Raw genomic sequence first — 24,851 nt, 5'->3', positions numbered from 1 at the left:
ACTCGGGGACATGGCCTGCACAGGGCCGGCAGGCATAATGGCCGCAGTGTAGCTTCGACCCCGTGATGGGCCAACCGCGAATCATGAGCAAGACCGAACACGGCGTGACCGCCATGGGTGTGATGGCGCTGGAATTGACGGGCGGCACCGCCCCCGAACGCGGCGCCCTGGCGCCCGAGCAGGCCGGCATGCTGGCCGAACGCATTGGCCGCGACCTGGCGCAATGGATCCCGGAGATCCGCGCGCTGGAGTTGAGCGTGGCAATGGCGCATTTCGACCCGGCCGAAGTGCTGCGGCCGGGCTGGCCGCTGCATCGCCGGCTGGAGGAACTGCATGCCCGCGCGCCGGGCCGCGACCAGGGCCCGCGGGTGCTGGCCTTCGGTGCCGATGCGCAGGGCGAGATCCCCTTGCCGTTCCAGGCCGATGCCCAGTTGACCGGTGGCGGCCTGCGCGTCCTGCCGTTCCTGCTGTCGGGCGACCCGGACATCGTGGCGAACGTGGCCGATGCGATGGAAGAAGTGCTGCTGGCCCAGGGCATGGCCCAGGCCGACACCGCGCTGCTGGCGCAGGAAAGCTTCGGCGCGCGCATCGAGCACGCCCGCTACCTCACCGCGCACGATCTGGCGGCGATGATCTCGATGCAGTACGACAACCAGGGCCTGGCACCGCTGTGGCCGCTGATCGAAGCCGCCCTGCTCGCCCCCGACAGCGAAGAATGGCTGCAGCAATCGCCCGAGCCGGTGTTGCGCTATGTCGATGGCGAAGTGCGCATCGCATTGTTCGACCCGGCCGGCTGGTGCGATTACTACACGCACGACCGCGAGAATTGCGAGCGCCTACGCGGCGTCTACGAGCAATTCCTCTCGCGTCAGCGGCAGATGGCTGCCGTACTGGAAGCGCATGGGTTGCCGGTGCTGTACGTGCATGTGGAGCCGGGTCAGGATCCGCACCAGGCCTTATCTGCATAAGCGATGCGTCGGTGTCCACCGCGCGCCTGCCTTGCAGGGCGTGTTGGACACTGGCGTGTATGCGGCAGACCTGGAGCGTGCCTGCGCGTTTCATGCGCGTGTACCTGGCCTGCAGCCTATGCACCGCGATGCGCGCATGCCGGCGTACGCGAGTGCGCTGGGGCAAGTGTTGCTCCTGATTCTTGCAGGGAAGTACCTAGAACACGGCTACATGACCCGGCGGGACGATTCCCCCGCACAACAGTAGCGGACGCGCGCACTATGCACTGGCGATCGCTAGCGATGCACTGACCGGTTGGGAAGCGCCTTTGCAGGCATGCGGCGCGCCGATCGAAGGCTGCACGCGGTGGCCGGTGGCGCACAACGTATTAACTTCCGCGATACCGATGCGCACTTCCTGGGTAGCGACGCCTAGCCTTCGGCCAAATCACTGAGCGCGGTTGGCAAAGCCACTCACCGCAACACGTACCGCTCGTGCTCGGATCCGCTCACGATTCATCCGCGCTGGTTACCACTGCGCCATCTACCCAGCTGAAGATTGCTTGCTACGGATTGGCTGCTCCGAGCGCGTATGCGCGCACACGCTCGACAGCGCAGCAGTTGGCGCACTGACGCGTCAACTGCAGTATTTACCGCTTTATCGATGCATGGTCCAACCATGCACGCTCCGCTGAGCAACGTTGCCGCGTCGTAGCAGCACCAGCGTCTGCAAGACCATGAGCGAGATGCCGCCTTCGCGTTGCCAACAGGCCATTATGTCCGGCGGAACAACGCGCCGACGCCTGACACAAAGCTGCTTACCGCAGCCGTTGTGCATTACAAAACAAAAGACGCGACGGCCATCGAATGCCGCCGCGTCCATGCGCTTACTTGGTTGCAGCCTGCGCATTGTCGGTGGTGATCACGCCGCAGGCCAGACGGCCGCCGGCGTTGCCGGTGGGCTGGGTTTTGTAGTCATCGGCATCGGCGTGCACGATCACCGCGTGACCTGCGATGTCGAACTGATCGGCCTTGCCCAGGTTGACGTTGCTGGAAACCGGGCCGTCGATGCTGGCATTGCCCTGCGCGTCGGACTTGATGTTGGGCATGTCGCCGCCGTGATGCGGGTCGGCACTGACGTTGCCGTGATCGGACTGGGCCGGGTTGAAATGGCCACCGGCGCTGCTGCCGTCCGGGGCGCTGCAATCGCCCTTTTCGTGGATATGGAAGCCGTGTTCGGTGTTGGGCGTGAGCCCACTGAGTTGGCCGGTCACGCGCAGCACGCCATCGACGGTCTTGAAGGTCACCGTGCCTTTGACGTCATTGCCCTTGGTCGGCTTGAGCTCGGCGGTGGCCGTGGTGGTGGCGGCCGCCCCGGTCACCATGGCGGCGGCATGCTCGCCACTGTGCGCCGCGTCGGCCGGGGTGCTGGCCGTCGGTGCGGGGGTGGGCTCGGCCGGTGCGGGCTCGTCGCGCTTGCACGCGGTCAACACCAAGGCGGTCGCCAGGAACAGGGTTGTGGGAAGAATGCGCATGGGAAAGCTCCTGTAGAGACCGCAGCTGCGGCCATTGATGCCCCAACTCAGGGCTGCGAAGGGGGTGTGCGCCATTGAGTGACGCGAATGACGCCGCAGGCCAGGCGTGCACCCGCATTGCCGCTGGGCTGGCTGCGATAGTCGTCGGCGTCGGCATGCACGATCAGCGCCTTGCCGATCACATCGCTAGGCGCGCCATCGCCCAGGCTGATGCCGGCCAGGATCATGTCCAGATGCGCGACGCCCTCGGCGTCGGCACGCAGGTTGTCCATATCGCCTAGATGATGGGTGCCGCTGCCGGCGCGGCCGTGCGAGGCGCCGGTCGGATTGAAATGCGCGCCCGCACTGCTGGCATCGGCCGCGCTGCAATCGCCGCGTTCGTGCACATGGAAACCGGCCACGCCACCTGGGCGCAGGCCACCGACCGTGCCGGTGATGCGGATGCCCTGCAGCGCCGGCACCAGCACGACCCGGCCGCTGACCAGGCTGCCCGACGCCGAAGCCAGCGCGGCTTCGGCCTGCTGCACCGGACGCGCGGGCACCACGCGCGCCGCTGGCGGCGGTGGCGGGGGAGGTGGCGGCGTGCTGCTGCAGGCGGCCAGCGCCAGAGCGGTAAGGGCAACGATCGTGGACGACCGATAACGCATCGAGCTGTTCTCCTGATCAGGCTGGAAACCTATGCGGGCGCATGTTCACGTGTCATGAAATGCGTCTGGGGCAGCGCAGCAGTTTACGGGGTTGGTGTGGATGGTCGGGTTGTTTGCGTGCCCGCTGTGCGGGATGCGGTGCGGGGAGCCTTGCGCGGCTTCGACGATGGCCTAGGCCGATCAGGGGCCACCACGAGTTCATCGATGGCCAGGGGGATGCGGTGTCGTGTGGATGGTGAAACACGTGCAGTGAGGGTGCTCAATGTGTGGTGATGCGCGTCAATCTCGTTGCGTGCTCGTTGCGTGCACTACGTGATTCACGCGTTTCGTGCACGAGGTGATTCAAAGGAGCGACGCAGGCGGCTGCGCTTTTATCGGCTTGGGTGCCCTCACCCCAACCCCCGCTCCGCGCCCCGGTCCGCGCTTGCGGCGCGGGCGCTCCAAGGCACGCGCGCCCGCAGCGCGCAAGCCGTACCTTCTCACCCCGCAGGCGGGAGAGGGGCTTCACCGCAGCGATCGGCAGGGTTCGCCGCAGTGCTTGAGGCATTTCATCGCAGCGATCCGCGGAGTTCGCCGCAGCGATCGAGGCATTTCATCGCAGCGATCGGCAGGGTTCGCCGCAGTGATCGAGGCATTTCATCGCAGTGATCCGCGGAGTTCGCCGCAGCGATCACCCGCCTGCCTTCTCCCGCGCGCGGGGGAAGGTGCCCGAAGGGCGGATGGGGGCAGCGTTCGCCGCCGAGTGGCCAGGACCGTTGCGCTCACGTAAGCGCAAAAACGCCCACGCAACCACCCAGGCAGGATCCCGATCCCGCCCGGCCTAGCCGCCGGACCGCTCAGCGGCGCTTGCGGCCCGGGCCGAGTTTGCGGGTGACCGTGTTGCGACCCAGGCCGAGGCGGGCGGCGGCTTCGGCGCGACGGCCCTGGGTGAGTTGCAGGGCGGCTTCGAGCAGGGTCTTGTCCAGGCGTTCGCGCGCTTCGGCATGTACGCCCTGGGCGCCTTCGCTGAGGCGTTGCGCGGCCCAGCTGGACAGCATGTCGTCCCATTGCCCGACGCTGCTACGGCCGGTGCGCTGGCGGCCGCGCGCCAGCGCTGCATCCACGTCGACCACATCGATGATGTCGGCGGTGGCCAGGGCCGCGAGGCGCCAACAGACGTTTTCCAGTTCGCGTACGTTGCCGGGCCAGTCGTATTGGCGCAGGTCTTCCAGTGCGGCCGACGATAGCCGCTTGGGCAGCATGTCGAGCTTGCGCCCAGCCATGGCCAGGAAATTTTCCGCCAGTTGCGCGATGTCGCCGCGACGCTCGCGCAGCGGTGGCAGCTGCAGGCGCACCACATCCAGGCGGTGCAGCAAGTCGGCACGGAAGCGGCCTTGTTCGACCAGCGCTTCCAGATCCTGGTGAGTGGCGGCGATCACGCGTACATCGACACGGATCAACTCGCGCCCACCGACGCGAAAGAATTCGTTCTCTGCCAGCACGCGCAGCAGGCGCGTCTGCAACGGCAGCGGCATGTCGCCAATTTCGTCCAGAAACAAGGTGCCGCCATCGGCTTGTTCGAAGCGGCCGATGTGCCGTTTGGTGGCGCCGGTGAAGGCGCCGGTTTCGTGGCCGAACAACTCGCTTTCCAGCAACTCGGCAGGAATGGCGGCGGTGTTGAGTGCGACGAAGGGTTTGCGCGCGCGCGGCGATTCGTTGTGCAGCGCGCGCGCGACCAACTCCTTGCCGGTGCCGGTTTCGCCGTTGATCAGCACCGACAGCGGCGCTTGTGCGAGGCGTCCGATCGCGCGGAACAAGGCCTGCATCGCCGGGGTGTCGCCGATCAGCGCGGCCGAGCCTTCGGCCAGCGGGGCGCCCATGATCTTGTCGACACCGGCATCGGCGTCGGGCAGCGCCCGTGCGGCCAGCGCCACCGCATCGTCCAGATCGAACGGCTTGGACAGGAACTCGTGCGCACCACCGCGAAAGGCGCCGGCGGTGCTGGCGACATCGGTATAGGCCGACATCACGATCACCGGCAGCTGCGGGTGCTTGGATTTGAGCTTGTCGAGCAGGCTCAGGCCGTCTTCGCCGGGCATGCGCACGTCGGTGAATAGCAGGTCCGGCATGGGCCGCATCGACAGTGCCTGCAGCGCCGCAGCGGCGCTGTCGAAGCCATCCACCGCGTAACCGGCATCGCGCAAGGCCGTGGACAGCACGAAGCGGACCGAACGGTCGTCGTCGACCACCCAGATGTGGTGGGATGCGGCGGCGGCCTCAGCCATGCAGATGCTCCTTGTCGTGATCGCCGACCAGCTCGGGCAGCAGCAGTGTGAAAACGGTATGGCCCGGACGCGAGCGATAGGTCAGGGTGCCGTGGTGCTCGCGCGAGACCTGCTGGGCCAGCGCCAGTCCCAGCCCGCTGCCCTCGGCGCGGCCGCTGACCAGCGGCAGGAACAGGTGCTCGGCCAGTTCTTCCGGCACGCCACCGCCGTCGTCGATGATTTCCAGCCGCAGCGACATCGCATGCACGCGGTCGCGGATGCGCTGGCCGTGCTCGACGCGGGTGCGCAGGGTGACGCGGGTGGCGCCAGCCTGAAACGCGTTACGGACCAGATTCCAGACCGCCTGGGTGAGCCGGTCCACATCGCCCAGGATGTCGGGAATGCTGGGGTCGTAATCGCGCTGCACCTGCACCGACCAGCCGCCCTCGGCTTCGGCCAGGCGCAGCACGCGTTCGAGCACCACGTGGATGTTGAGGCCCTCGTGCGGGCGCAGCGGCGACGGCGAGAGCAGGCGTTCAAGCAAGGTGTTGAGGCGTTCGATTTCGGTGCCGATCAGCTCGATCAGCTCGTGCTCGTCTTCATCGCGGCCCGCAGAGCGGCGCGCCAGTAACTGCGCGGCGCCCTTCAAGCCGGCCAATGGGTTACGCAGTTCGTGCGCCAGGCCCTTGAGCGCGGCGCTCAAGGCATTGGGCAGGGCGTGGGTGGGGTCCAGCGCGGGGAATTCGTCGACCGGGTGCGTTTCCAACAGCCAGCCGCCATCGTCCAGCCGCGACAGCCAGCCTTCGGCAAAGCGTGGCGCGTCGTTGGGCAGGCCCAGCGCCAGCCGGTGCAGGCGCAGCACGTCGCGTTCGTCGTTGAGCAGGAAGCGCGCAAGTGCGTCGCCCTGCACTTCCAGTGCAGCCAGCGGCTGGTCGACCAGCCGCCGCGCGCTGACGCCGAGCCAGCGCGCGAATGCCGGGTTAACCCCCAGTACGCGGCCGTCGCGGTCGGCCCAGGCCACCGGGGTGCCCAGGCTGTCGAGCGACGGTGTGGAGGTCGTCATCCGCATTGCACCAATTTAGTGCAAACAGCATCGGCGTGCGCGAATGGCGCGCCGAACGCAGCCTGCATCGAAGCATCTGAGGCCGGGTGGCAGTGGAATGCACCGACGACCCGGCGCGCATCCGCGCCGACGGTGACGGGCGTGAGGCTGGTCATGCAGGCACCTCGGCAATGGATCCGCGCCGGCAGCGGCCGCGGTAGAAACCGACCCGGCGCGGGCAGCGCCGGCCGGGTCGTTGCGCCACCCGCGGAGATTTCGCCGCGGGTGTGCATGCTCAGGACTCGTACGCGGCTTCGCCGTGCGAGGTGATGTCCAGCCCCTCGCGCTCGGCTTCTTCGGTGACACGCAGGCCGAAGACCAGCTTGGCGACCAGGAATCCGACCACCGACACCACGCCGATCCACACCACGGTGATGCCCACGCCCAGGGCCTGGATGCCGACCTGATGCAGCATGTCGTAATCGCCGCCCTTCTGGCCGCCCAGCGAGGCCGCCGAGAACACGCCGGTCAGGATGGCGCCGATGATGCCGCCCAGGCCATGCACGCCGAACACGTCCAGGCTGTCGTCGGCACCCAGCAGGCGCTTCAGACCGGTGACGCCCCACACGCACAGCACGCCAGCCGCCAGGCCGATCACGATGGCGCCGAACGGACCCACGGTGCCGCAGGCCGGGGTGATGCCGACCAGACCGGCAACCATGCCCGACGCCACACCCAGGGCGGACGACTTGCCCTTGATGATCTTCTCGGTGAGCGACCAGCCCAGGATGGCGGCCGCGGTGGCCAGCAAGGTGTTGAGGAAGGCCAGCGCCGCACCGGCATTGGCTTCCAGGTTGGAGCCGGCATTGAAGCCGAACCAGCCCACCCACAGCAGCGAGGCGCCGACGAAGGTCAGGGTCACGTTGTGCGGCTTGATCGCCTCACGCCCCAACCCGGCCCGCTTGCCGACGAAGTAGGCACCCACCAGACCGGCGATACCGGCATTGATGTGCACCACGGTGCCGCCGGCAAAATCCAGCGCGCCCAGCCCGAACAGATAGCCACCGGTCGCCCAGACCATGTGCGCCAGCGGCAGATAGCCGAAGGTGAACCAGATCACCGAGAACAGCAGCACCGCGGCGAACTTGGCGCGTTCGGCAAAGGCGCCGACGATCAGCGCGCCGGTGATGCCGGCAAAGGTCGCCTGGAACCCGATAAACACGTATTCCGGCAGGCTCACACCTTTGGTGAAGGTGGCCGACAGGCTCTCGATGGTCACGCCCTTGAGCAGCGCCTTGTCCAGATTGCCGATCCACGGGCCTTCGCCGGAAAATGCCAGGCTGTAGCCGTAGAGCACCCACAGGATGGTCAGCAGCGAGAACACCGTTGCGACCTGGATCAGCACCGACAACACGTTCTTGGCGCGCACCATGCCGCCGTAGAACAACGCCAGGCCCGGCACCACCATCAGCAACACCAGCAGCGTGGAGGTCAGCATCCAGGCGACGTCGCCCTTGTCGACCACCGGCGCGACTTCGGCGGCAGCGGCCGGCGCGGCGGCCGGCTGCGCAGACGGCAGCGGTTCGGTGGTGACCGGTTCGGTCGGCAACGGGGTGACCTGCGGGGTGGATTGCGCCTGGGCGCTGCCCATGCCGCCCACCACCAGCGCGCTGAACAGCATCAGCATGCACACGCTGTAGAACCGGGCTTTCCACCCGGCAAAAAGAGCTGTCTTCATACGACCTCCAGAGGTGGGGGACTCAGAGCGCATCGGCGCCGATTTCGCCGGTGCGGATCCGCACCACTTGCTCGATCGCAGTCACAAAGATCTTGCCGTCGCCGATCTTGCCGGTGCCGGCCGCGTTCTGGATCGCCTCGACCACAGCGTCCAGCCGATCGTCGGTGACCACCGTCTCGATCTTGATCTTGGGCAAAAAGTCCACGACGTACTCGGCGCCGCGATACAGCTCGGTGTGGCCTTTCTGACGCCCGAAGCCCTTGACCTCGGTGACGGTGATACCCGACACGCCAGCGGCGGACAGGGCCTCGCGGACCTCGTCGAGCTTGAACGGCCGGATGATGGCGGTGATCAATTTCATGCGCATACCCCGAAAGGTGGAAGGAACCGGCCGGCATTGCGCCGCCCGGCGGTGTCAGTCACCTGGATGCCAACCCCGGCATCCAATCGTTCGCGGATCGCGCAGACCCCGACGGATGCCATGCATCCGCCTCGTGGGAGAGGTCAGGCCCGCGCGCCGCGAACTGTGTGCTCTCTCGTACCCCTCGACTCCATGGCGGTGCCAGGGAGCCATCGAACATGTGCGGCGATGGCGGAGGTGGGAGGGGGGGCCTCCGCCATCACCGCGGTGGAACTCAGTTGCCGTAGTACAGCTGGTATTCCAGCGGATGCGTTGCCGCACGGAACTTGGTGACTTCCTGCATCTTCAGCGCGATGTAGCCGTCGATGAAGTCGTCGCTCATCACGCCACCGGCCTTGAGGAACTCGCGATCCTTGTCCAGCGCTTCCAGTGCCTGGTCCAGGCTGGAGCAGACCTGCGGAATCAACTTCTCTTCTTCCGGCGGCAGGTCGTACAGATCCTTGTCGCTCGGAGCGCCCGGGTCGATCTGGTTCTTGATGCCGTCCAGGCCGGCCATCATCAGCGCGGTGAAGGTCAGGTAGCCGGACTGCAACGGATCGGGGAAGCGCATTTCGATACGGCGCGCCTTCGGATTGGTGACCCACGGAATGCGGCACGAGGCCGAGCGGTTCCGCGCCGAATAAGCCAGCATCACCGGCGCTTCGTAACCCGGCACGAGACGCTTGTAGCTGTTGGTGCCGGAGTTGGCGAATGCATTGATCGCACGGGCGTGCTTGAAGATGCCGCCGATGTACCACAGCGCCATCTGCGACAGGCCGCCGTAGCCGTCGCCGGCGAACAGGTTGGTGCCGCCCTTGGTCAGCGACTGGTGCACGTGCATGCCGGAGCCGTTATCGCCGACGATCGGCTTGGGCATGAAGGTGGCGGTCTTGCCGTTGCGGTAGGCGACGTTCTTGATGATGTACTTCATCGTCAGCAGTTCGTCGGCCTTCTGCACCAGCGAGCTGAACTTGGTGCCGATCTCGCACTGGCCGGCGGTGGCCACTTCGTGATGGTGCACTTCGGTTTCGATACCGACCTGTTCCAGCGTCTTGATCATTTCCGCACGCAGGTCGTGCAGGGTGTCGGTCGGCGGAACCGGGAAGTAGCCGCCCTTCACGCCCGGACGATAGCCACTGTTGCCGCCGTCATACTTTTCACCGGTATTCCAGGCGGCCTCTTCGGAACCCACCTGGAAGAAGGTGTGGCCCATGTCGTTGGCGAAGCGGACCGAATCGAAGATGAAGAATTCCGGCTCCGGGCCGAAGAAGGCCTGGTCGGCGGTGCCGGAGGACTTCAGGTAGGCCTCGGCGCGCTTTGCGATGCCGCGCGGGTCGCGCTCATAGCTCTGCATGGTGGCCGGATCGAGGATGTCGCAGGTCAGCACGATGGTCGGATCGGCGAAGAACGGATCCAGATACGCGGTGCCGGCGTCGGGCAGCAACACCATGTCCGACTCGTTGATGCCCTTCCAACCCGCGATCGAGCTGCCATCGAACATCTTGCCTTCTTCGAACAACGCCGGCTCGATGATGTTGGCCGGAAAGGTGATGTGCTGCTGTACACCACGCATATCGACGAAGCGCAGGTCGACAAACTCGACCTTGTTGTCCTTGATCAGCTTTTCAACGTTTTCCACGGACATCGGAAGAAACCTCGGATTGGAGTGAAGTGGATCGTGGGCGGTACTACAGCAGGGACCATGCCAAACCACCGACGTTCACAAGTCGTTGATTTTGCTTGCATCACTTGAGACCGCTACACACGCGATAGCACCTTATTGGTGCTATCTGCATTGATGGTGCACCGATATGGTGCATGTCGCAATGCACTATCCTGACGCCTCCCCCAATCCTCCCCTCTCGTCCGATGTCCGATCTGATTTCCGCCCTGCTCTTGGGCATTCTCGAAGGCTTGACCGAATTTCTGCCGATCTCCAGCACCGGCCACCTGTTGATCGCCGAACAATGGCTCGGACGCCGTTCTGACTTCTTCAATATCGTCATCCAGGCCGGCGCGATCCTGGCCATCTGCCTGGCGTTGCGGCAGAAGCTGTGGAGCCTGGCCACCGGGCTGGGCGAGCGTGCCAACCGCGACTATGTGCTCAAGATCGGCGTGGCCTTCATGGTCACTGCCGTGGTCGGGTTGATCGTACGCAAGGCCGGTTGGCAGTTGCCGGAAACCGTGCATCCGGTGGCCTGGGCGCTGCTGATCGGCGGCCTGTGGATGCTGGTGGCCGAGCACTTTGCCGGCAAGTTGCCGGAGCGCGATGTGGTGACCTGGAAAGTCGCCATCGCCGTGGGCCTGGCGCAGGTGGTGGCCGGCGTGTTCCCCGGCACTTCGCGCTCGGCCTCGGCGATTTTCCTGGCCATGTTGCTGGGCCTGAGCAAGCGCTCGGCGGCAGCGGATTTCGTGTTCATGGTCGGCATCCCGACCATGTTCGCGGCCAGCGGTTACGCGCTGCTGGAGATGTACAAGGAAGGCGGGTTCGGCAGTGAGAACTGGACCGATGTGGCAGTGGCCTTCGTGGCAGCGACCATCACCGGTTTTGTGGTGGTGAAGTGGCTGCTGGGCTACATCAAGAAGCACCGCTTCACGGTGTTTGCGGTGTACCGCATCGTGCTCGGCGCGGCCCTGCTGTTGTGGTTGCCGGCCGCGGCCTGAGCCGCGACAACGTCACGCCCTGCCCGTGCACCGATTGTTACTGGCCGGCCACCGGCGGGCGGCAGCAGTTGTCGCTGGCGCCCCGTCCAAGCCGCTCTGCCGGCGGCGGGCGGCGCTCACTCGCCAAGGCAACCGATGGCGCGTTTGTGCAGACGCGCATCGGCGGCACGTTGCCGGGCAGTGACGGCGGTCATTGCCCTGGCCGCACGCTGGCGGTATCACTGAGGCCTTGACCACCGGGAGCCGCCGATGCGTGCCGTGTTCTTTGCCCCAGCCCTGCTGGCGGCAGGCGTGACGGCCTGCGGCTCGGGCGCGACACCCGCTGTGCCCGGTGCCGACGGTTCCGGATCGGGCGCAACTGCCGCTTCGACCGCAGCGACAGCACCCGTCAGCGACAACGCGCCGTTGCGGGCCGCCCTGCAGGCACAACACTGGCAACTGCAGCAGGCCAGCGATGCGCACGGCACCGCCTTGCGCAGCCTGTTTGTGGCCGGTAGCGCGCCGTTGCAGCTGGATTTCGGCGATCAACGCATCCAGGTCAGCCAGACCTGCAACGCGCTGGGCGCTAATTACAGCGTGGCCGCGGCGCAGCTGCAGATCGGCCGGGTGGTATCGAGCAAACGTCTGTGCGCGCAGCCGCAAAAGATGACGCAGGAACGCGCTGCCAGCGAGCTGTTGTCCGGCCGTTTTGCGGTGGCGCTGGACACGGCGCAAGCCGCACCACGGCTGACCCTGACCCGCAGCGACGGCACCCGCCTGTTGTTCGCCGGCGCGCCGATGGACAGCCTGCGACCGCGTCTTGGCAAACCTTCGACGGCACGATCGAAGGCTTCGAACACGAAGCCGGCATCCGCACCCTGCTGCGCGTCACCCGCTATCCGGCTGCGACCGGGACGGACGGTGCACCGGTGTATGTGCTGGATCAGATGATTGAGGCGAGCGGCTAGCGCGGGGAATTGGGAATTGGGAATCGTCGCGCGTTGCACGATTGATGAAGCGATTGGCGCATCGGCAGCGTTGACGCGCTCTGCGTTGCAACGCGAGTGACGGTTGGCCAGCTGGGTGCCGTCACCGCAGCGGTCCGGTCATCGTCGCCTGGTGCAGACGCCATGCCGGATTCGCTTTTTGGCTTCCGCGTCGCACGGCATCAAGACCAGGTCGCCGGCACCCCGGCTCGCCGCAAAGAACTTACGGGCTGAGCACAACGGTTGGCCAGCTGGGTGCCGTCACAGCAGCGGCCCGGTCATCGTCGCCTGGTGCAGACGCCATGCCGGATTCGCTTTTTGGCTTCCGCGTCGCACGGTATCAAGACTCGGTCGTCGGCACCCCGGCTCGCCGCAAAGAACTACGGGCTGAGCACATCCGCGCGTACCACGCGTGTGTGAGCGGATCGGCTTCCATCCACGATGATGCTCAGCCGCCAGTCAACGCATGCATCAGATCAATGCGCGCTGTGGTTGCGCTTGACGGGCATCTACGCACCTCTTCCGGGAGCGCTCTGCTAAGACGGAAGCCGATCTTTGCGCGCTTCCATGCGGGCCTTGAGCAGCCGCACGTCGGCCGGATCGCCCGGACACAACGTGCGACTGCGGCGCTTGCAGCTTTCTTGATGGTCGGTACCGCGATGACCGCACGGCTTGGCGGCCATGCGGTCGTGCCGATCTGCGCTCAGCGCAGCGACGGGTTCAGCGTGTAGGTGCCATGCAGCGCCGCTTCGGCCAGGACGTGACCCTGGATGGCCGACAGCACATCGGCGGCAGTGAAGGTGGCGGGCAGGCTGAGCGTGGCCACATCCAGCGCGAACACGCGGAAGAAATAGCGGTGCAGGCGCAGGTCGTTGAACGGCGGATACGGGCCGTCATAGCCCAGATAGTCGCCGGCCATGTCGGGGTTGACGGCAAACCATTGGGTATAGGAGTTCAGGCCCTGGCGTGCGCCGGCAGGGCCGGCCGGCTGCTGCTTGCCCTTGGCCACAAAGCCGTCGCTGCAGCTGCCTGCCGCGATCTCGTGCACGTCGGCGGGGATATCGGCCATCGCCCAATGCACGAAATCGGCGCGTGGCTGCTCGACCGGGATCTGCACATCCTCGCGCCCCACCGTTTCCGGCACCGTCGGCACATCCGGGTCCAGACACAGCAGCGCGAACGAACGCGTCCCTGGCGGAACATCGCTCCAGGCCAGGTGCGGGTTGCGGTTGGGCGCGAAGCCGTCCGGTGTGCCGGCAGCAAATTCCACCGCGATGGGCTTGCCGTTTTCGATGCTGTTGCTGGTCAGACGCATGCAAAGTCTCCGTGGATCGAAGCCCTCAGCCTGCCTGGATTGGCACGGCAGCGGAAGCGGTCGCGATGGAACCTTGTGTGGCGCGGTTGGGTGCATGCGTTGCGAAACAGTTGACCGTGCAGCAAGTCGTGCGGCCTGGGCTAGCAATGCCGGCCACCCGCATGTCACTCCAGTGCCGCGGATCGCATGCATCGTTAATCGCGCACATGTGATCTGTAGCCCGCCATCCACGCACACCGCGTCATCCGGACATCCGTAGGAGCGGACCTGGCCGCGATGGGCTTCACCGGTATCGGTAACGCCTCATCGCGGCCGGGTCCGCTCCTACGACAGCACTGTGGCTGGGAGATGTAAGCGGCAGGCGGTGTGCTGGTCAGTGCTCAAGATCTTCCGTCGATGCCATGGCGAGCAGCGCGGCCGCGGCGAGCACCACACCAGCCGTACCTATGTCACCGCTATAGCGCGGATCGCTGCCATCGTTATCCGTAGCCCGCTTTATCTGCCGCCCGCGTCCACGCGCACCGCGACATCCGGACATCCGTAGGAGCGGACCTGGCCGCGATGGGCTTCACCGGTATCGGTAACGCCTCGTCGCGGCCGGGTCCGCTCCTACGACAGCACTGTGGCTGCGGGATGTAAGCGGCAGGCGGTGTGCTGGTCAGTGCTCAAGATTTTCCGTCGATGCCATGGCGAGCAGCGCGGCCGCGGCGAACACCACACCAGTCGTACCTGTGTCAGCGCTACTGTCACCGCTACAGCGCGGATCGCTGCCATCGTTATCCGTAGCCCGCTTTATCCGCCGCCCGCGTCCACACGCATCGCGACATCCGGACATCCGTAGGAGCGGACCTGGCCGCGATGGGCTTCACCGGTATCGGTAACGCCTCATCGCGGCCAGGTCCGCTCCTACGAAAGCAATGCGCCTGCGAGATGTAAGCGACAGGCCGTGCGTCAGTCCTGCGGATACCCGAAGCGCACTGCGATCAACGTGAGCAGGTCGAACTGGGCGCCGAGTACGCCGCGATAGTTGCGCCAGCGACCGGACGCCAGGCGTGCCGGGCCGCGCGGTTCGACCAGCGGGAAGTTCAGCCCAAACGCCTGCTCCAGCGCGGTGGAAATGCCCTGCGGGTCGCTTTCGATGCCATCCAGGCGGATGATCCGGTGCGGGTACAGATCGCGTTCGTGCAGCACGGCCAGCTGTTCCAGCGCCGCCAACAACCAGTCGGTGGCCTGCTGCGGCGACTGCACGGCCAGCGGCGCGGATGCGCCGGCCGAGAGCCAGTCCAGCAGCATGTCGCGCGGGTCGCGCAGCGCGATTGCCAGGCGCCCCTCGGGCAGATGCGGGCGTAGCGCGGTGAGCAGGGTGTTGTCCCACCACAGCAGCCAGTCGATGACATTGCCATCGTCGATACCGCGGCGCAGCAGCTGCGCTTTCCAGCCTTCCACCAAGGCCATTGGCGCCAGTTCGCCGGATACCAATTGCTCGACGCTGCGGTAGCTCTGCAACGCATCGGACGGCGGCGTGGCGCCGTAACGGTCGCCGCGCACCAGCGGGGTGGCGGCGTCCATCACCGCGATCAGGCGTTCGACATGCGAGCCCGGGGTGCCCCAGACGAACAGCGGACGCGCGGTAACGGTGTCGGGAATGCTACCCAACGCCGGCCACTGCATCGGCTGTTTGACAGCCTGCGGCGGCAACGGCAGGCGGTGCTGGGCCTGTTCGCGATGGAACTGCATCCAGGTGGCCAACGCGGCGTCGGGCTGGCCGGCGCGGTCTTGCACATTACCCAACCACGGCCGCAGCACGGTCTGCTGCGGTGCGGGCAACGACTCGATCAAGGATTCGACACAGGCGATCGCCGCCGGCGGGTCGCGCTCCAGCAGCGCTTCGACGATGCGCTGTTCGCCGCTGATGCGGCCCGGCTCCACCGCCACAATCTGCCGCGCCACCATTTCCGCGTCCTCGGCGTGGCCCTGCATGTCGTGCACGCGCATCAGCGCTTCCAGCGCGGGCAGGTGCTCGGGCATGCCCAGCAGCCAGCGCTCGATCACCGCCTGCGCCTGCGGCCCGCCGACCGGCTCCACCGCCAGCCGCGCCAGCCATAGATCGTGCGCATTGCTGGAGGTGCGCCAGCGCCGCATCCAGGGTGTCGCGCGCATCGTCCACCGCGCCCAGACGCTCCCAGGCGGTGAGCAAGGCATGCAAGGTGCGGCGGTCGGCCGGCCAGTGGGCCAGCGCCAGGCGCAGATGCGCGGCCGCCTGATCGGGGCGACCGGCCTGCAATTCCATCTCGCCGGCCAGCCGGCGCATCGCCGGGATGTCGCCATCGGGCTGGGCCAGCACGCCCTGCATCGCAGTCAGCGCATCGTCCAGACGGCCCTGGCGCTGGGCCAGCTGAGCGATGAAGGCGCGCAGCGCGGTGCCCGGCGGATTGAGCTCGACCACGCGCTCGAACGCGCGCTCGGCAAACGCAAAATGTTCCTTCTGCAGATACGCAAAGCCCAGCGCGAACATCACCCGTGGGTCGTCCGGCAGCTGCTCGGCGGCGCGTGTCAGCAGCGACAGCGCGCGGTCGCTCTGGCCGCGACGCATCTCCACCACGCCATCGACCGCCAGCAGCTGCGGGTGGTCCGGCGCCAGGCGTGCGGCGGTACGGCTCAGTCGCTCGGCGTCGTCCAGATCGCCGCGCCCCACCGCCAGATGCGCTTGCATCACGTAGGCGTTGAACTGGTTGGGGTCCAGCGCGGTGCTGCGCGACAACGCGGCATCGGCCGCCGACAGGTTGCGCGTGGCCAGCAGCAGCCCGGCGTGCAGCAGGTGCAGATCGGCGTCTTCCGGGGTCAGCGTCAGCGCGGTTTCGATGCTGGCCAGCGCCAGCGCCGGTTGGCCTTGCTGTTGCAAGGACAGCCCGAGCCAGCGGTGCGCGGCAGCGTTATCGGGCGCGGTGGTCGCCCACTCGCGGGCCAGCGCCACCGCATCGTCGGCCGCATTGCGGCGCAGGGCTTGAAGAATGGCGTCTTGCATGGCGGCGGCGTGTCCCGGACAAACCGCTATTGTAACGATGCGCGCTACGGCGGCTTGGTGTGCGACGGACGCTGCGACCTATCGCCACGCCCGCGTTGTGACTGCTGGGCGTTCAAGTGGAAGTTCAACGCCTGTGCAAGGCCCTGCACCCAGCGCCATTGCGGTTCTCAGAGCGATTGATCGCGCGGGTCGGGCGTTGAGACGCGTGCCGACATCCGGCGCAGCACGCTTGCGCCGTAGGCCACGCAGAGCACCCCAAGGACTAGATGCCCCGTGTACCAGATCGCAGCTTGGGGACCAACGGAGGCCGGTCCTAGTCGTGGACGGAACAGGATCTCGCCGGTCTGCAGATACGCGTAGAGCCTGATCGAGCTTAAGTAGGCCAACAGACCGCCTGTAACCGCTGATATAACAGCGACCAGGGCATCCAGAGACGAATGTCTTTTCGGCGTGACTGTAGGGGTAGCCAACAAAACTGCTGTGCAGCCGCCAGGCAGGCGCGGCCGGCGCTCGGTGCCGCATGGACTACGCGTACACGCCGGGTCTGAGCGCGCCGTCCGCAGCCACCTGACCACTGCTCGCTAAGGTTTGTTAGCCGCCCTAAAGAGCGGCGGCCAGCCGCTCGGCCACCCAGCGTTCGGCAAAGCCGTCGCCGCGGGCATTCTCCAGAAAGCCGCAATGGCCGCCCCAGCGCGCGATTTCCAGATGCGCGTGCGGCGGCAATTGCCAGCCGGCAAAGTCCTCGAACGGAATCACCGGGTCGTCTTCGGCCATTAGGATGTCCGAGGGCACCTGCAGGCCGGCCAGGCGCTCGCCGGCGATCGAATAGCTGTCGAAATACGCTTCCAGCGAGCCGTGGCCGGTGTGCTGCACCGCCAGCCAGGCCATCAGCTCGCGCATGTCCAGCGCCAGGGTGGCGTCGTCGTAGCCGTGCTGGTCCGGAAACAGCTTGCGCTTGCGCAGCAGCGATTCGCGCCATTTGCGGCGGAAGTACCAGTCGTAGAACTGCGGGCCTTTTTCCAGCTGGGTCATGGTGGCGGCCGGGTCCAGCAACGGACACACCGCCGCCACCCGCGCCAGCGGCAGGCCCGCCGCCGGTGCCCGCAACGCTAGCCGCAACGCGAAGTTGCCGCCCAGCGAATACCCCGCCGCCAGCAGCTGCGGCGCGGGAAAGCGCCGCCACAGATCGCCGGCCGCGTTGACCACCTCGTCGATGCGATCGGAGTGGAACAGGTCCACATTGAGATGGTGGGTGCCGCCGTGATCGCGAAAATTCAGCCGGAATACCTGGTAGCCCAGGCCGAGCAGGCGCGCGGCGGTCAGCCGCATGTAGTTGGAATCGGCGCTGCCTTCCCAGCCGTGCAGCAACAGCACGGTGCCACGCACCGGCGTATCGCCGGGCGGTACGCTCATCCAGCCCTGCAGCCGTACGCCGTCGCCGCCGTCGAGAATATGTTCGCTGGTGACCGCGCCGCTGGCGCTCAGCAACTGGCGGCTGCGCAACCGGCGCAAGCCGCTGCTGGCCAGCACCGATTGCACATGCGGATTGCGCAGCCAGCGCGGCGGCTGAAAGTCGGAGGCGTTCATGCGCTCATCGGGCCAGGCACGAAAGCGCTGGCCGCAGGGTGGATGAGCGCGCGCATCGCCGGCTCAGGACTCCATCGCGGCGATGATGCGTTGACGCGAGGTGTCGGCCAGGCGGCGACGTCCTTCGATATCGAACGCGCCGATCGGCTCCAGGAAATGGATTTCAGCCAGGCGCGACGGCTCGCCGAGCAGGCGCACGATGTTGGCGAAGAAACTTTCGCGTTCGCCAAACGCCACCACCGCCTGCGCAGCACCACGGGTGCCGTAGCGCAGCGCCACCGGCTGCACCGGCACGCCGGCTTCCACCGCCGCCTGGAAGATGCGCGCATGGAACGGGCCCACTTCGGTACCGCCGCGGGTGCGCCCTTCCGGAAACACGCCTACCGGCTTGCCGCTGCGCAAACGCTGCAGCATTTCCAGCAGCACCCCGCCCAACGATTCGGTGTTGCCGCGTTGATGGAAGATGGTCTGGCCCTTGGCCGCCAGCCAGCCCACCAGCGGCCAGCCGGCGATTTCGCGCTTGGCCACAAAGCCCATCACGCGCTGGCTGTGCAGCATGGAGATATCGACCCAGCTGACGTGGTTGGCCACGAACAGGGTGGCGCCCGACAGCGGCGTGCCGAAGCGACGCAGACGAAAACCGAAAATGCGCATCAGGTTGCCCTGCCACCAGCGGATCATCAGCTCGTCCAGGGTGTCCTCAGCGCCGGTACGGATGCGCGCCAGCGGCGGCGTCACCACGCACAGCATGGTGATCGGCAGGAACACAGACAGATGCAACAGCAGCAGCGGCACCCGGTACAGGTACCGGAACCAACGCAGCGGGCCGCCAGCATCGCGCGTGGCGTCCAGGGATGACTCGCTCATTCGACGAACGGGACCGGTAACGGGGGAAGAAGGCACGACTATTGTGACAGCAGCTCGGCCGCGGCGCAGTGCCGGCAGCGGATGGCGCTGTTCCACCCATGCAGCTGCCAGGCGCGCTCAGCCATTGCTGCGCGCCACCACGGCCAGGGTCAGGCGCGAGACGCAGACGCGCTTGCCGGCCGGATTTTCGATGACGATGTCCCAGACATGGGTACTGCGCCCCACATGCACCGCGCGTGCGGTACCGGTGACCAGGCCCTCGGTGGAGGCGCGCAGATGGTTGGCGTTGATCTCCAGCCCCACGCACATCTGGGTGGTCATCTCCACGCACAGATTGCCGGCACTGCTGCCCAGGGTTTCGGCCAGCACCACCGAGGCGCCGCCATGCAGCAGGCCAAACGGCTGCTTGGTGCGCGTGTCCACCGGCATGGTGGCGCGCAGCCAATCGTCACCGGCCTCGGTGAACACGATGCCCAGATGTTCGATCAGGGTATTTCGGCTGGAGGCGTTGAGAACAGCAAGATCGACGGGAGCGCGGAAGGTCATGGGCTGGGATTTGGGATTTGGGGGGAATCGGGAATCGGGAATCGGGAATCGGGAATCGCAACAGCATCTGCGAGATTGCGACTGGTGCAACGCCTGCCGCTGTCTGGTGGATTCAAGGCTACTGCAATCGTCGGTGTCGCTGCTTGCCCCGGAGTGGCGGGACGAGTCGCGCGGCTGCCAGCGTGGTCCGACGCCATGCCGACAGCGCGCCGCTTGCCGCCGTCGAACCATTGCCGCCTTGGAGCGGCTGACAAACCGCAGCGAGCAGTCGTCAAGGCGTGGACGGCGCGCTCAGAGCCGGAGTGTACGCGTGGTCCATGCCACACCGAGCGCAGGCCGCGCCCACCTGGCGGTTAGCACAGTCGTTTTGTTGGCTGTTCTTAGCTGTCGATCAAAGAATCGGCACCAGGCCGGCGCCGAATGCGGTCAGCATGCGTACCAGCAACCATTTGGGGCCGACGTTGACCTCGGGGAAATCGCCCACTGCCACATAGCACTGCCGGAACTGCGGGTCCTGCCGCTTAAGCGGGAACGGGCAGCCCGGGCCGGGCTGGAACTCGTAATTGGTCGCGTAGCGCCACGGCCAGAAGTCCAGCACCGGCAAGGCTTCGGAGACCTTGCCCACGCTGTAGTTCAATCCGCTCAACACCGGCGGCTTTTCGCGCGAAGCCACCGTCCAGGCGTTTTCCGGGCTCATATCGCGCTCGATGCTGGCCGCCAGCGCCTGCGCAAAGCGCGGATCGTCGATCACCACCGCCGCTTCGGTGTTGTAGTTCTCGCTGCGCGGATCGAAGTTGTGCGTGCCGATCACGCCGATGCGCCGATCCACCACCAGCGATTTGGCGTGCAGCCCCATGCGCGCACCGGCGCGGGTCACCGGCAGCGGTTTGTTGACCGCACGCGTTCCCAGAAACGAGGGCCGGGTTTCGGTGCGCAGCACACGGCGATCGACTTCGCTGCCGCCAGGCGTACGGCCGGCGCCACTGCTGCCACTGCTGCCACTGCTGCCACGAATCACGCTGCCGCCAGTACTGCGGGTATCTGCACCGCTGCTGCCACGCACCGCATTGCCGGCCGCACTGCCGCCGATCAGGCGATTGTCTTCGTTGATGTCGGAGGCAGGATTGAGCGGGTCCGGCACCAGGTTGGCGTAATCCACCGGCGCATCCAGCGGAAACGGCTTGAACTCGTACACGTTGAAACCCAGCTCGCGCATGTTGCGGCGTTTGAACTTGTACGACAGCGCATACACGATGGGGTTATCGGTGGCCGCCAGGCTATTGGTCGACACCACGATGCGCGGCGGCTGCGGGCGTTTGCGCAGCTCACGGAAGATCGCCTGGGCCTCGTCGGACAACACCAGATACGGCGTTTGCAGCAGCACTTCCTGCTGTGCGCCGGCGATCAGGCTATCCAGCTCCGGCGCCGTCGACACTGCTTTGGAGGCATGTTCCTTGCGATGCTTTTGCGGCAGGTCGGCCACGTAGAGCACGCGCTGCACCGACATCGCCGGGGTAACGAAGGCGTCGCGCACGAACTGCGGATCGCGCGCTTCCTGATCGACCCGCGCCACCCGATCCGGGCGGCGAAACTGTGCGGGCGGCATCTGCGGTGCACCCTGTTCCAGCAGCAGCTTGCCCACATCGTTCAGGCGCTCGGCCGGGACACTGCGCCGCGCGCGCCAGAATGCATCGAAGTTGGCCGCCATCGCGCGCACTTCCGGGCCGGCCAGAATCACGTCGCGGTCGCGGAAGTTGTATTCGCTGTCCCAGTCGTAATAGTCGTCCTGGTAATTGCGCCCGCCGACCACCCCGAGTACGTCGTCCACCACCAGCAACTTGTTGTGCATGCGCTGGTTGAAGCGCCGGAAACAGCACACCACGCTACCGGCGTAATCGAAGTAGTTGAGTTTGACCTTGCCGAAGGTGGGGTTGTAGATGCGCAGCTGCAGGTTTTCGTGGGTGCTGGCGAGCGCCCCGAGAATCTGCAGGTCGGCGATTGCCGACAGCTGATCGATCAATATGCGGACCTTGACCCCACGCTGTGCCGCATCGGTCAGCGCATCCAGAATCATGCGCGCACTGTCGTCCTTGTCGAAAATGTAGGTCTGCAGGTCGATAGTGCGGGTTGCGCTGCGAATCAGGTTGAGCCGCGCGACCAGCGATTCTTCGCCGTGGTCGACGATGGTGGCGTAATGCCGCGGCGCGGCCGGCGTGGAGGCAGTGATGGCGTCGCCACCCAGGGTGCGCAGCGGCGAGGGCTGGGCACAGTGATTGGCCTGGGTGCAGCTCACCACGGTGCTGCGTGCCGCAGCGGCAACGCCGGCGGCACGGTTGCGTTCGATTTGCGACAGGCCGGCGCATCCGGTGCCGAGCAACAGGGTTGCCAGCACGAGGACCCTCAACAGGAACCTCACGGGCGCCGCGCCTCCTGCAACCGCCCACGCAGAATGAACGTCACCCTGTCGCCCAGGGCCATCTGCCACGCATTCATTCCGTAACGTCCACGCAGGACCGTACCTCGACTGATCACGTCGCAATCATAGCCCGGCCGCGCGCATTCAGCCGGTGCCACATGCAGGGTCTCGATGTGGGTGATTCCGCGGATGGTCAGGTTGCCGGTGATGTCGCCCCCTCCCCTGACCACCTCTTCGGCATAGGGCAGCGACTCGAATTCCACCACCGGGTAGCGCGCCACATCGAAGAAATCCTCGCCCCGCATCCAGCTGGTGTAGCGGTCCTTGCCCGGAATCTCCACCTGGGTAGCGTCCAGCCGGAAGCGCACCTGCATGCGCCGATCGGGCAACTCCACCAGCTCACCGCGAAACCGCGGGAAAAACCCCTCCATCTTCATACCGAAGCGGGTTTTGATCTCGAACCCGAAGCGCGATTGCGCCGGGTCGATGGCGTGCACTTTCTGCTGTGCAAGGCAGGGAAACATGACCCAGAGCGCGAGCCAGGCAAACCAGCGCAGCGACGATGACACAGATCAAGGCCACCAGAAGGCGGTCAAACGGGCGATCCCCGGCTCGATGGTGGCGTCCAGTGGCAGGGCCAGCAAGACGATCGAGGCGGTCGGCATGCCGCGGTAGTCGCCGGTCTGCCCGCTGTGCATCAGCGCGGCCAGCCGCTCCAGGCCCGGGTTGTGGCCGACCAGCAGCAGGCGCTCGGCCTCGCGGTGTTCGTCCACCAAGCTGGCCAGGGTGCCGGGGGTGGCCTCGTAGATGCGTTCGTCCAGCCGTTGTTCGATATAGCCGGTGAGCTCGAGCACCGCCTCCAGCGTCTCGCGGGAGCGCCGGGCCGGCGAGCACAGCACGCGGTCGGGGACCAGCCGCTGTTCGCGCAGCCAGCGCCCGGCAGACTCCGCTTCGGCGATGCCGTGCGGGGACAGCGGGCGGTCGAAATCGGCCTGGCCGGTATCGGCCGGCTCTGCATGGGCGTGTCGCAACAAGATCAATTCGCGCATAGGAACTTTCCGGTTCTAGGACTTCTTGAGCCACTTCAACAGCGGCTCCCAGTCCTGTTGATGGTCGCGCACCTGCGCCGAGCGGTAATCGAACAAGCTGCGCCCCAGCCCGGCCATGACCACGTAGGCCTGGGTGTCGCGCAATTGGGTCACCAGCGGATATGGCCAGGTCCCGATCATCTCGGCGGCCTGCTGCGAAGTCTGGGTCCAGGGTCGGGCGCGGTTGAGCACCAGGCCGACGGGGAGCTTGCGCTGGTGTACGCGCGGCACTTTGGCCAGCGTGTTGAGAAAGCCCACCACCGCTTCGATGTCCAGTGCCGAGGACAGCACCGGCACCACGATGGCGTCGACGTGGTCCAGGAACCCGCTGAGGTCGTCGGCCATCGCACCGGCCGGCGCGTCGATGATCAGCTGGTCGGTGCCATCGGGGACCGCCGCTTGCCAGTTGCGGCGCTTGGTGGCGTCGATCGGCAGCACCGCACTTTCGAGGCTGGCGCGTCGCTGCGCCCAGCGCGTGGACGAACCTTGCGGATCGGCATCTGCCAGCACGGTGCGCTGGCCCTGCAGGGCCGCATATGCGGCCAGGTTGGTGGCGATCGTGGTCTTGCCGACGCCGCCTTTGGAAGCGGCCACCAGGACTGTCTTCATGCACGCCTCGCTTCCGGGAGCAAGCCGGCAGCGTACACCGCGGCAAGGTGAGGAAGTAGTCGAAACGCGTTAAACGCGACGCGCGCGTTTGTCATCGCAGTGCAGCATCGGCGCACGGTTCAGCCGCGCACGTTTGCGGCGCACCTTGTGTCTCAGCGAATTGCGGCGACCGGATGCCAGTCCGCCGGAGGCAAAGCGGCAATGCCGCTACGTTGCAAGGACGCGCGCAATGAGGGGATTTCACCTTGCGTCAACGTGATCTCGACCTCAGCAGCGGCCGTGGCAAAACTGGGCGTGCGGCGCTGTTGATGCTGCTGCAACCACCGCAACTCGCGTACCCGCGCTTGCCAATACGCAGCATCGCGGCCGGTGCTCAGCGCTGCCATGCGCTCGGAGCCGATCAACGCTGTTACCAGCATTGCGTCGTCGTTGCCCAGGTTGCCGAGGATGGCCATGCACTCATCGCGCAATGCAGGTGCGGCGATGGGCGGGGTGCATCGGCGCGTGACCTCGGCCAGCGAGGGAATCACGTGCGCCGCCCAGGCGCCCATCACGTAGCCCATCGCCATCTCCGCACCAGTGGACGGCAGATCTTGTGCCTGCAGTTGCGCGCGCAGCTGCACCGATTGCAGTTGTGGCCATTGCATCCCGGCATAGGCGGCGTGCAAGGCCTGCCCCAGCGCAACGGCGCCGCTGTCGAAATGGTCTGCGCGTGCGGCGGCCTGCCAGGCGGATTCGGCGGCGAGCCGATCGCCACGTCGCTGCGCGGCGCTGAAGGCCCGCAACGGCGCATCGGCGTTGCCGGCATCGGCTTGCTCCAGAAAAACCACTGCGCCGGCTGGGTCGCAGCGCAGCTCCGCCGGGCAGCCGTTGGCCTCTACGCGCGCGACCAGCAAATCGCGGGGCCGTGCATCCAGCGCTCCTTGCAGCACTGCCCGCTGGGCTGGCGCATAGCCGGTGGCGGCGGACTGCGCATCAGCCTGCGCGTCATCGCTGATCCATAGAAGGCCTGCAACATAACGCTGACGCGGCTGTTGGCTGGCGGCCAGGGTCTGCAGCCGCGCCTGCATGGCCTGGCCAACTTGCTGCGCCCACTGCTGCACCTCGGGTGCATTGACGGGGTCGGGCGTGGCAGGCGCTGTTGCCGCAGAGGCCGACAGGCTGGTGCCAAGGCACAGCAGCGCAACTGCGATCTGACGATATCCCTGCATGTGCTT

Annotated in this window: 19 protein-coding genes, 2 other RNA genes and 3 pseudogenes; 5 read left to right on the top strand and 19 right to left on the bottom strand. The window is 66.5% G+C overall.

Annotated elements, in window-relative coordinates; all coding sequences use genetic code 11:
* Positions 1-83: 83 nt before the first annotated feature.
* Positions 84-968, top strand: coding sequence for a hypothetical protein (locus ACZZ0O_RS06880; protein ID WP_463590361.1), 885 nt, complete (start codon positions 84-86; stop codon positions 966-968).
* Positions 969-1,008: 40 nt separating this feature from the next.
* Positions 1,009-1,402, top strand: a pseudogene (locus ACZZ0O_RS06875) (VOC family protein).
* 432 nt (positions 1,403-1,834) lie between these two features.
* Here the strand turns inward: ACZZ0O_RS06875 and ACZZ0O_RS06870 are convergent.
* The 8 genes from ACZZ0O_RS06870 to glnA all read right to left on the bottom strand — a co-directional run bounded on the left by ACZZ0O_RS06870 (position 1,835) and on the right by glnA (position 10,197).
* Positions 1,835-2,482, bottom strand: coding sequence for a superoxide dismutase family protein (locus ACZZ0O_RS06870; protein WP_055853744.1), 648 nt, complete (start codon positions 2,480-2,482; stop codon positions 1,835-1,837).
* Between the two features lie 47 nt (positions 2,483-2,529).
* A complete protein-coding gene (locus tag ACZZ0O_RS06865) occupies positions 2,530-3,129 on the bottom strand; it encodes a superoxide dismutase family protein (RefSeq protein ID WP_161962977.1) in 600 nt (199 codons plus the stop codon).
* A gap of 836 nt (positions 3,130-3,965) precedes the next feature.
* Positions 3,966-5,393 carry a nitrogen regulation protein NR(I) gene (ntrC, locus tag ACZZ0O_RS06860; RefSeq protein WP_463590360.1) on the bottom strand — a complete coding sequence of 476 codons (1,428 nt, stop codon included), beginning with the start codon at positions 5,391-5,393 and terminating at the stop codon, positions 3,966-3,968.
* A complete protein-coding gene (locus ACZZ0O_RS06855) occupies positions 5,386-6,435 on the bottom strand; it encodes a two-component system sensor histidine kinase NtrB (protein ID WP_463590359.1) in 1,050 nt (349 codons plus the stop codon). The genes ntrC and ACZZ0O_RS06855 overlap by 8 nt, the downstream gene beginning before the upstream one ends.
* On the bottom strand, positions 6,432-6,590 hold the full coding sequence (locus ACZZ0O_RS06850) for a hypothetical protein (protein WP_463590358.1): 159 nt from the start codon (positions 6,588-6,590) through the stop codon (positions 6,432-6,434). Before ACZZ0O_RS06850 ends, ACZZ0O_RS06855 begins: the two co-directional genes overlap by 4 nt.
* Before the next feature lie 119 nt (positions 6,591-6,709).
* Positions 6,710-8,152: an ammonium transporter gene (locus tag ACZZ0O_RS06845; protein WP_115558749.1), complete on the bottom strand. Its 1,443-nt coding sequence runs from the start codon at positions 8,150-8,152 to the stop codon at positions 6,710-6,712.
* 22 nt (positions 8,153-8,174) lie between these two features.
* Positions 8,175-8,513, bottom strand: coding sequence for a P-II family nitrogen regulator (locus tag ACZZ0O_RS06840; protein WP_002808480.1), 339 nt, complete (start codon positions 8,511-8,513; stop codon positions 8,175-8,177).
* Between the two features lie 274 nt (positions 8,514-8,787).
* Positions 8,788-10,197 carry a type I glutamate--ammonia ligase gene (glnA, locus tag ACZZ0O_RS06835; RefSeq protein ID WP_115526715.1) on the bottom strand — a complete coding sequence of 470 codons (1,410 nt, stop codon included), beginning with the start codon at positions 10,195-10,197 and terminating at the stop codon, positions 8,788-8,790.
* A gap of 224 nt (positions 10,198-10,421) precedes the next feature.
* Between glnA and ACZZ0O_RS06830 the strand changes: the two genes are divergently transcribed.
* Positions 10,422-11,216, top strand: a complete 795-nt coding sequence (locus ACZZ0O_RS06830; RefSeq protein WP_055853755.1) for an undecaprenyl-diphosphate phosphatase — start codon at positions 10,422-10,424, stop codon at positions 11,214-11,216.
* A 249-nt stretch (positions 11,217-11,465) separates the two neighbouring features.
* A pseudogene (locus tag ACZZ0O_RS06825) lies at positions 11,466-12,163 on the top strand (META domain-containing protein).
* 721 nt (positions 12,164-12,884) lie between these two features.
* Here ACZZ0O_RS06825 and ACZZ0O_RS06820 read toward each other — a convergent pair.
* Both ACZZ0O_RS06820 and ACZZ0O_RS06815 read right to left on the bottom strand, forming a co-directional pair.
* Positions 12,885-13,496, bottom strand: a complete 612-nt coding sequence (locus tag ACZZ0O_RS06820; RefSeq protein WP_463590357.1) for a YbhB/YbcL family Raf kinase inhibitor-like protein — start codon at positions 13,494-13,496, stop codon at positions 12,885-12,887.
* A gap of 951 nt (positions 13,497-14,447) precedes the next feature.
* Positions 14,448-16,521: pseudogene (locus ACZZ0O_RS06815) on the bottom strand (tetratricopeptide repeat protein).
* Positions 16,522-17,041: 520 nt separating this feature from the next.
* Here ACZZ0O_RS06815 and ACZZ0O_RS06810 point away from each other — a divergent pair.
* Positions 17,042-17,118: non-coding RNA, sX9 sRNA (locus ACZZ0O_RS06810), on the top strand.
* 3 nt (positions 17,119-17,121) lie between these two features.
* Here the strand turns inward: ACZZ0O_RS06810 and ACZZ0O_RS06805 are convergent.
* The 9 genes from ACZZ0O_RS06805 to ACZZ0O_RS06765 all read right to left on the bottom strand — a co-directional run bounded on the left by ACZZ0O_RS06805 (position 17,122) and on the right by ACZZ0O_RS06765 (position 24,845).
* On the bottom strand, positions 17,122-18,108 hold the full coding sequence (locus tag ACZZ0O_RS06805) for a YheT family hydrolase (protein ID WP_115526710.1): 987 nt from the start codon (positions 18,106-18,108) through the stop codon (positions 17,122-17,124).
* A gap of 63 nt (positions 18,109-18,171) precedes the next feature.
* Complete coding sequence (locus ACZZ0O_RS06800) at positions 18,172-19,071, bottom strand: lysophospholipid acyltransferase family protein (RefSeq protein WP_193552833.1); 900 nt, start codon at positions 19,069-19,071, stop codon at positions 18,172-18,174.
* 21 nt (positions 19,072-19,092) lie between these two features.
* Positions 19,093-19,521, bottom strand: coding sequence for a hotdog fold thioesterase (locus ACZZ0O_RS06795; RefSeq protein ID WP_463590356.1), 429 nt, complete (start codon positions 19,519-19,521; stop codon positions 19,093-19,095).
* Between the two features lie 245 nt (positions 19,522-19,766).
* A non-coding RNA gene (locus ACZZ0O_RS06790) (sX9 sRNA) lies at positions 19,767-19,840 on the bottom strand.
* A 72-nt stretch (positions 19,841-19,912) separates the two neighbouring features.
* A complete protein-coding gene (locus tag ACZZ0O_RS06785) occupies positions 19,913-21,937 on the bottom strand; it encodes a phospholipase D family protein (RefSeq protein WP_463590355.1) in 2,025 nt (674 codons plus the stop codon).
* Positions 21,934-22,506, bottom strand: coding sequence for a YceI family protein (locus ACZZ0O_RS06780; RefSeq protein ID WP_055853781.1), 573 nt, complete (start codon positions 22,504-22,506; stop codon positions 21,934-21,936). The genes ACZZ0O_RS06785 and ACZZ0O_RS06780 overlap by 4 nt, the downstream gene beginning before the upstream one ends.
* 3 nt (positions 22,507-22,509) lie before the next feature.
* The gene (locus tag ACZZ0O_RS06775; RefSeq protein WP_055853785.1) at positions 22,510-22,986 is read right to left on the bottom strand and encodes a SixA phosphatase family protein; all 477 of its coding nucleotides are present in this window, start codon (positions 22,984-22,986) and stop codon (positions 22,510-22,512) included.
* A gap of 15 nt (positions 22,987-23,001) precedes the next feature.
* Complete coding sequence (locus ACZZ0O_RS06770) at positions 23,002-23,634, bottom strand: ParA family protein (RefSeq protein WP_055853787.1); 633 nt, start codon at positions 23,632-23,634, stop codon at positions 23,002-23,004.
* Positions 23,635-23,786: 152 nt separating this feature from the next.
* Positions 23,787-24,845 carry a hypothetical protein gene (locus ACZZ0O_RS06765; RefSeq protein ID WP_463590354.1) on the bottom strand — a complete coding sequence of 353 codons (1,059 nt, stop codon included), beginning with the start codon at positions 24,843-24,845 and terminating at the stop codon, positions 23,787-23,789.
* Between the last annotated feature and the right edge of the window lie 6 nt (positions 24,846-24,851).

It is taken from the genome of Xanthomonas sp. AC360 (genome assembly GCF_979258225.1).
The sequence above is the reverse complement of the archived record's forward strand: the minus strand, read 5'-3'. Positions and strand labels throughout refer to the sequence as shown.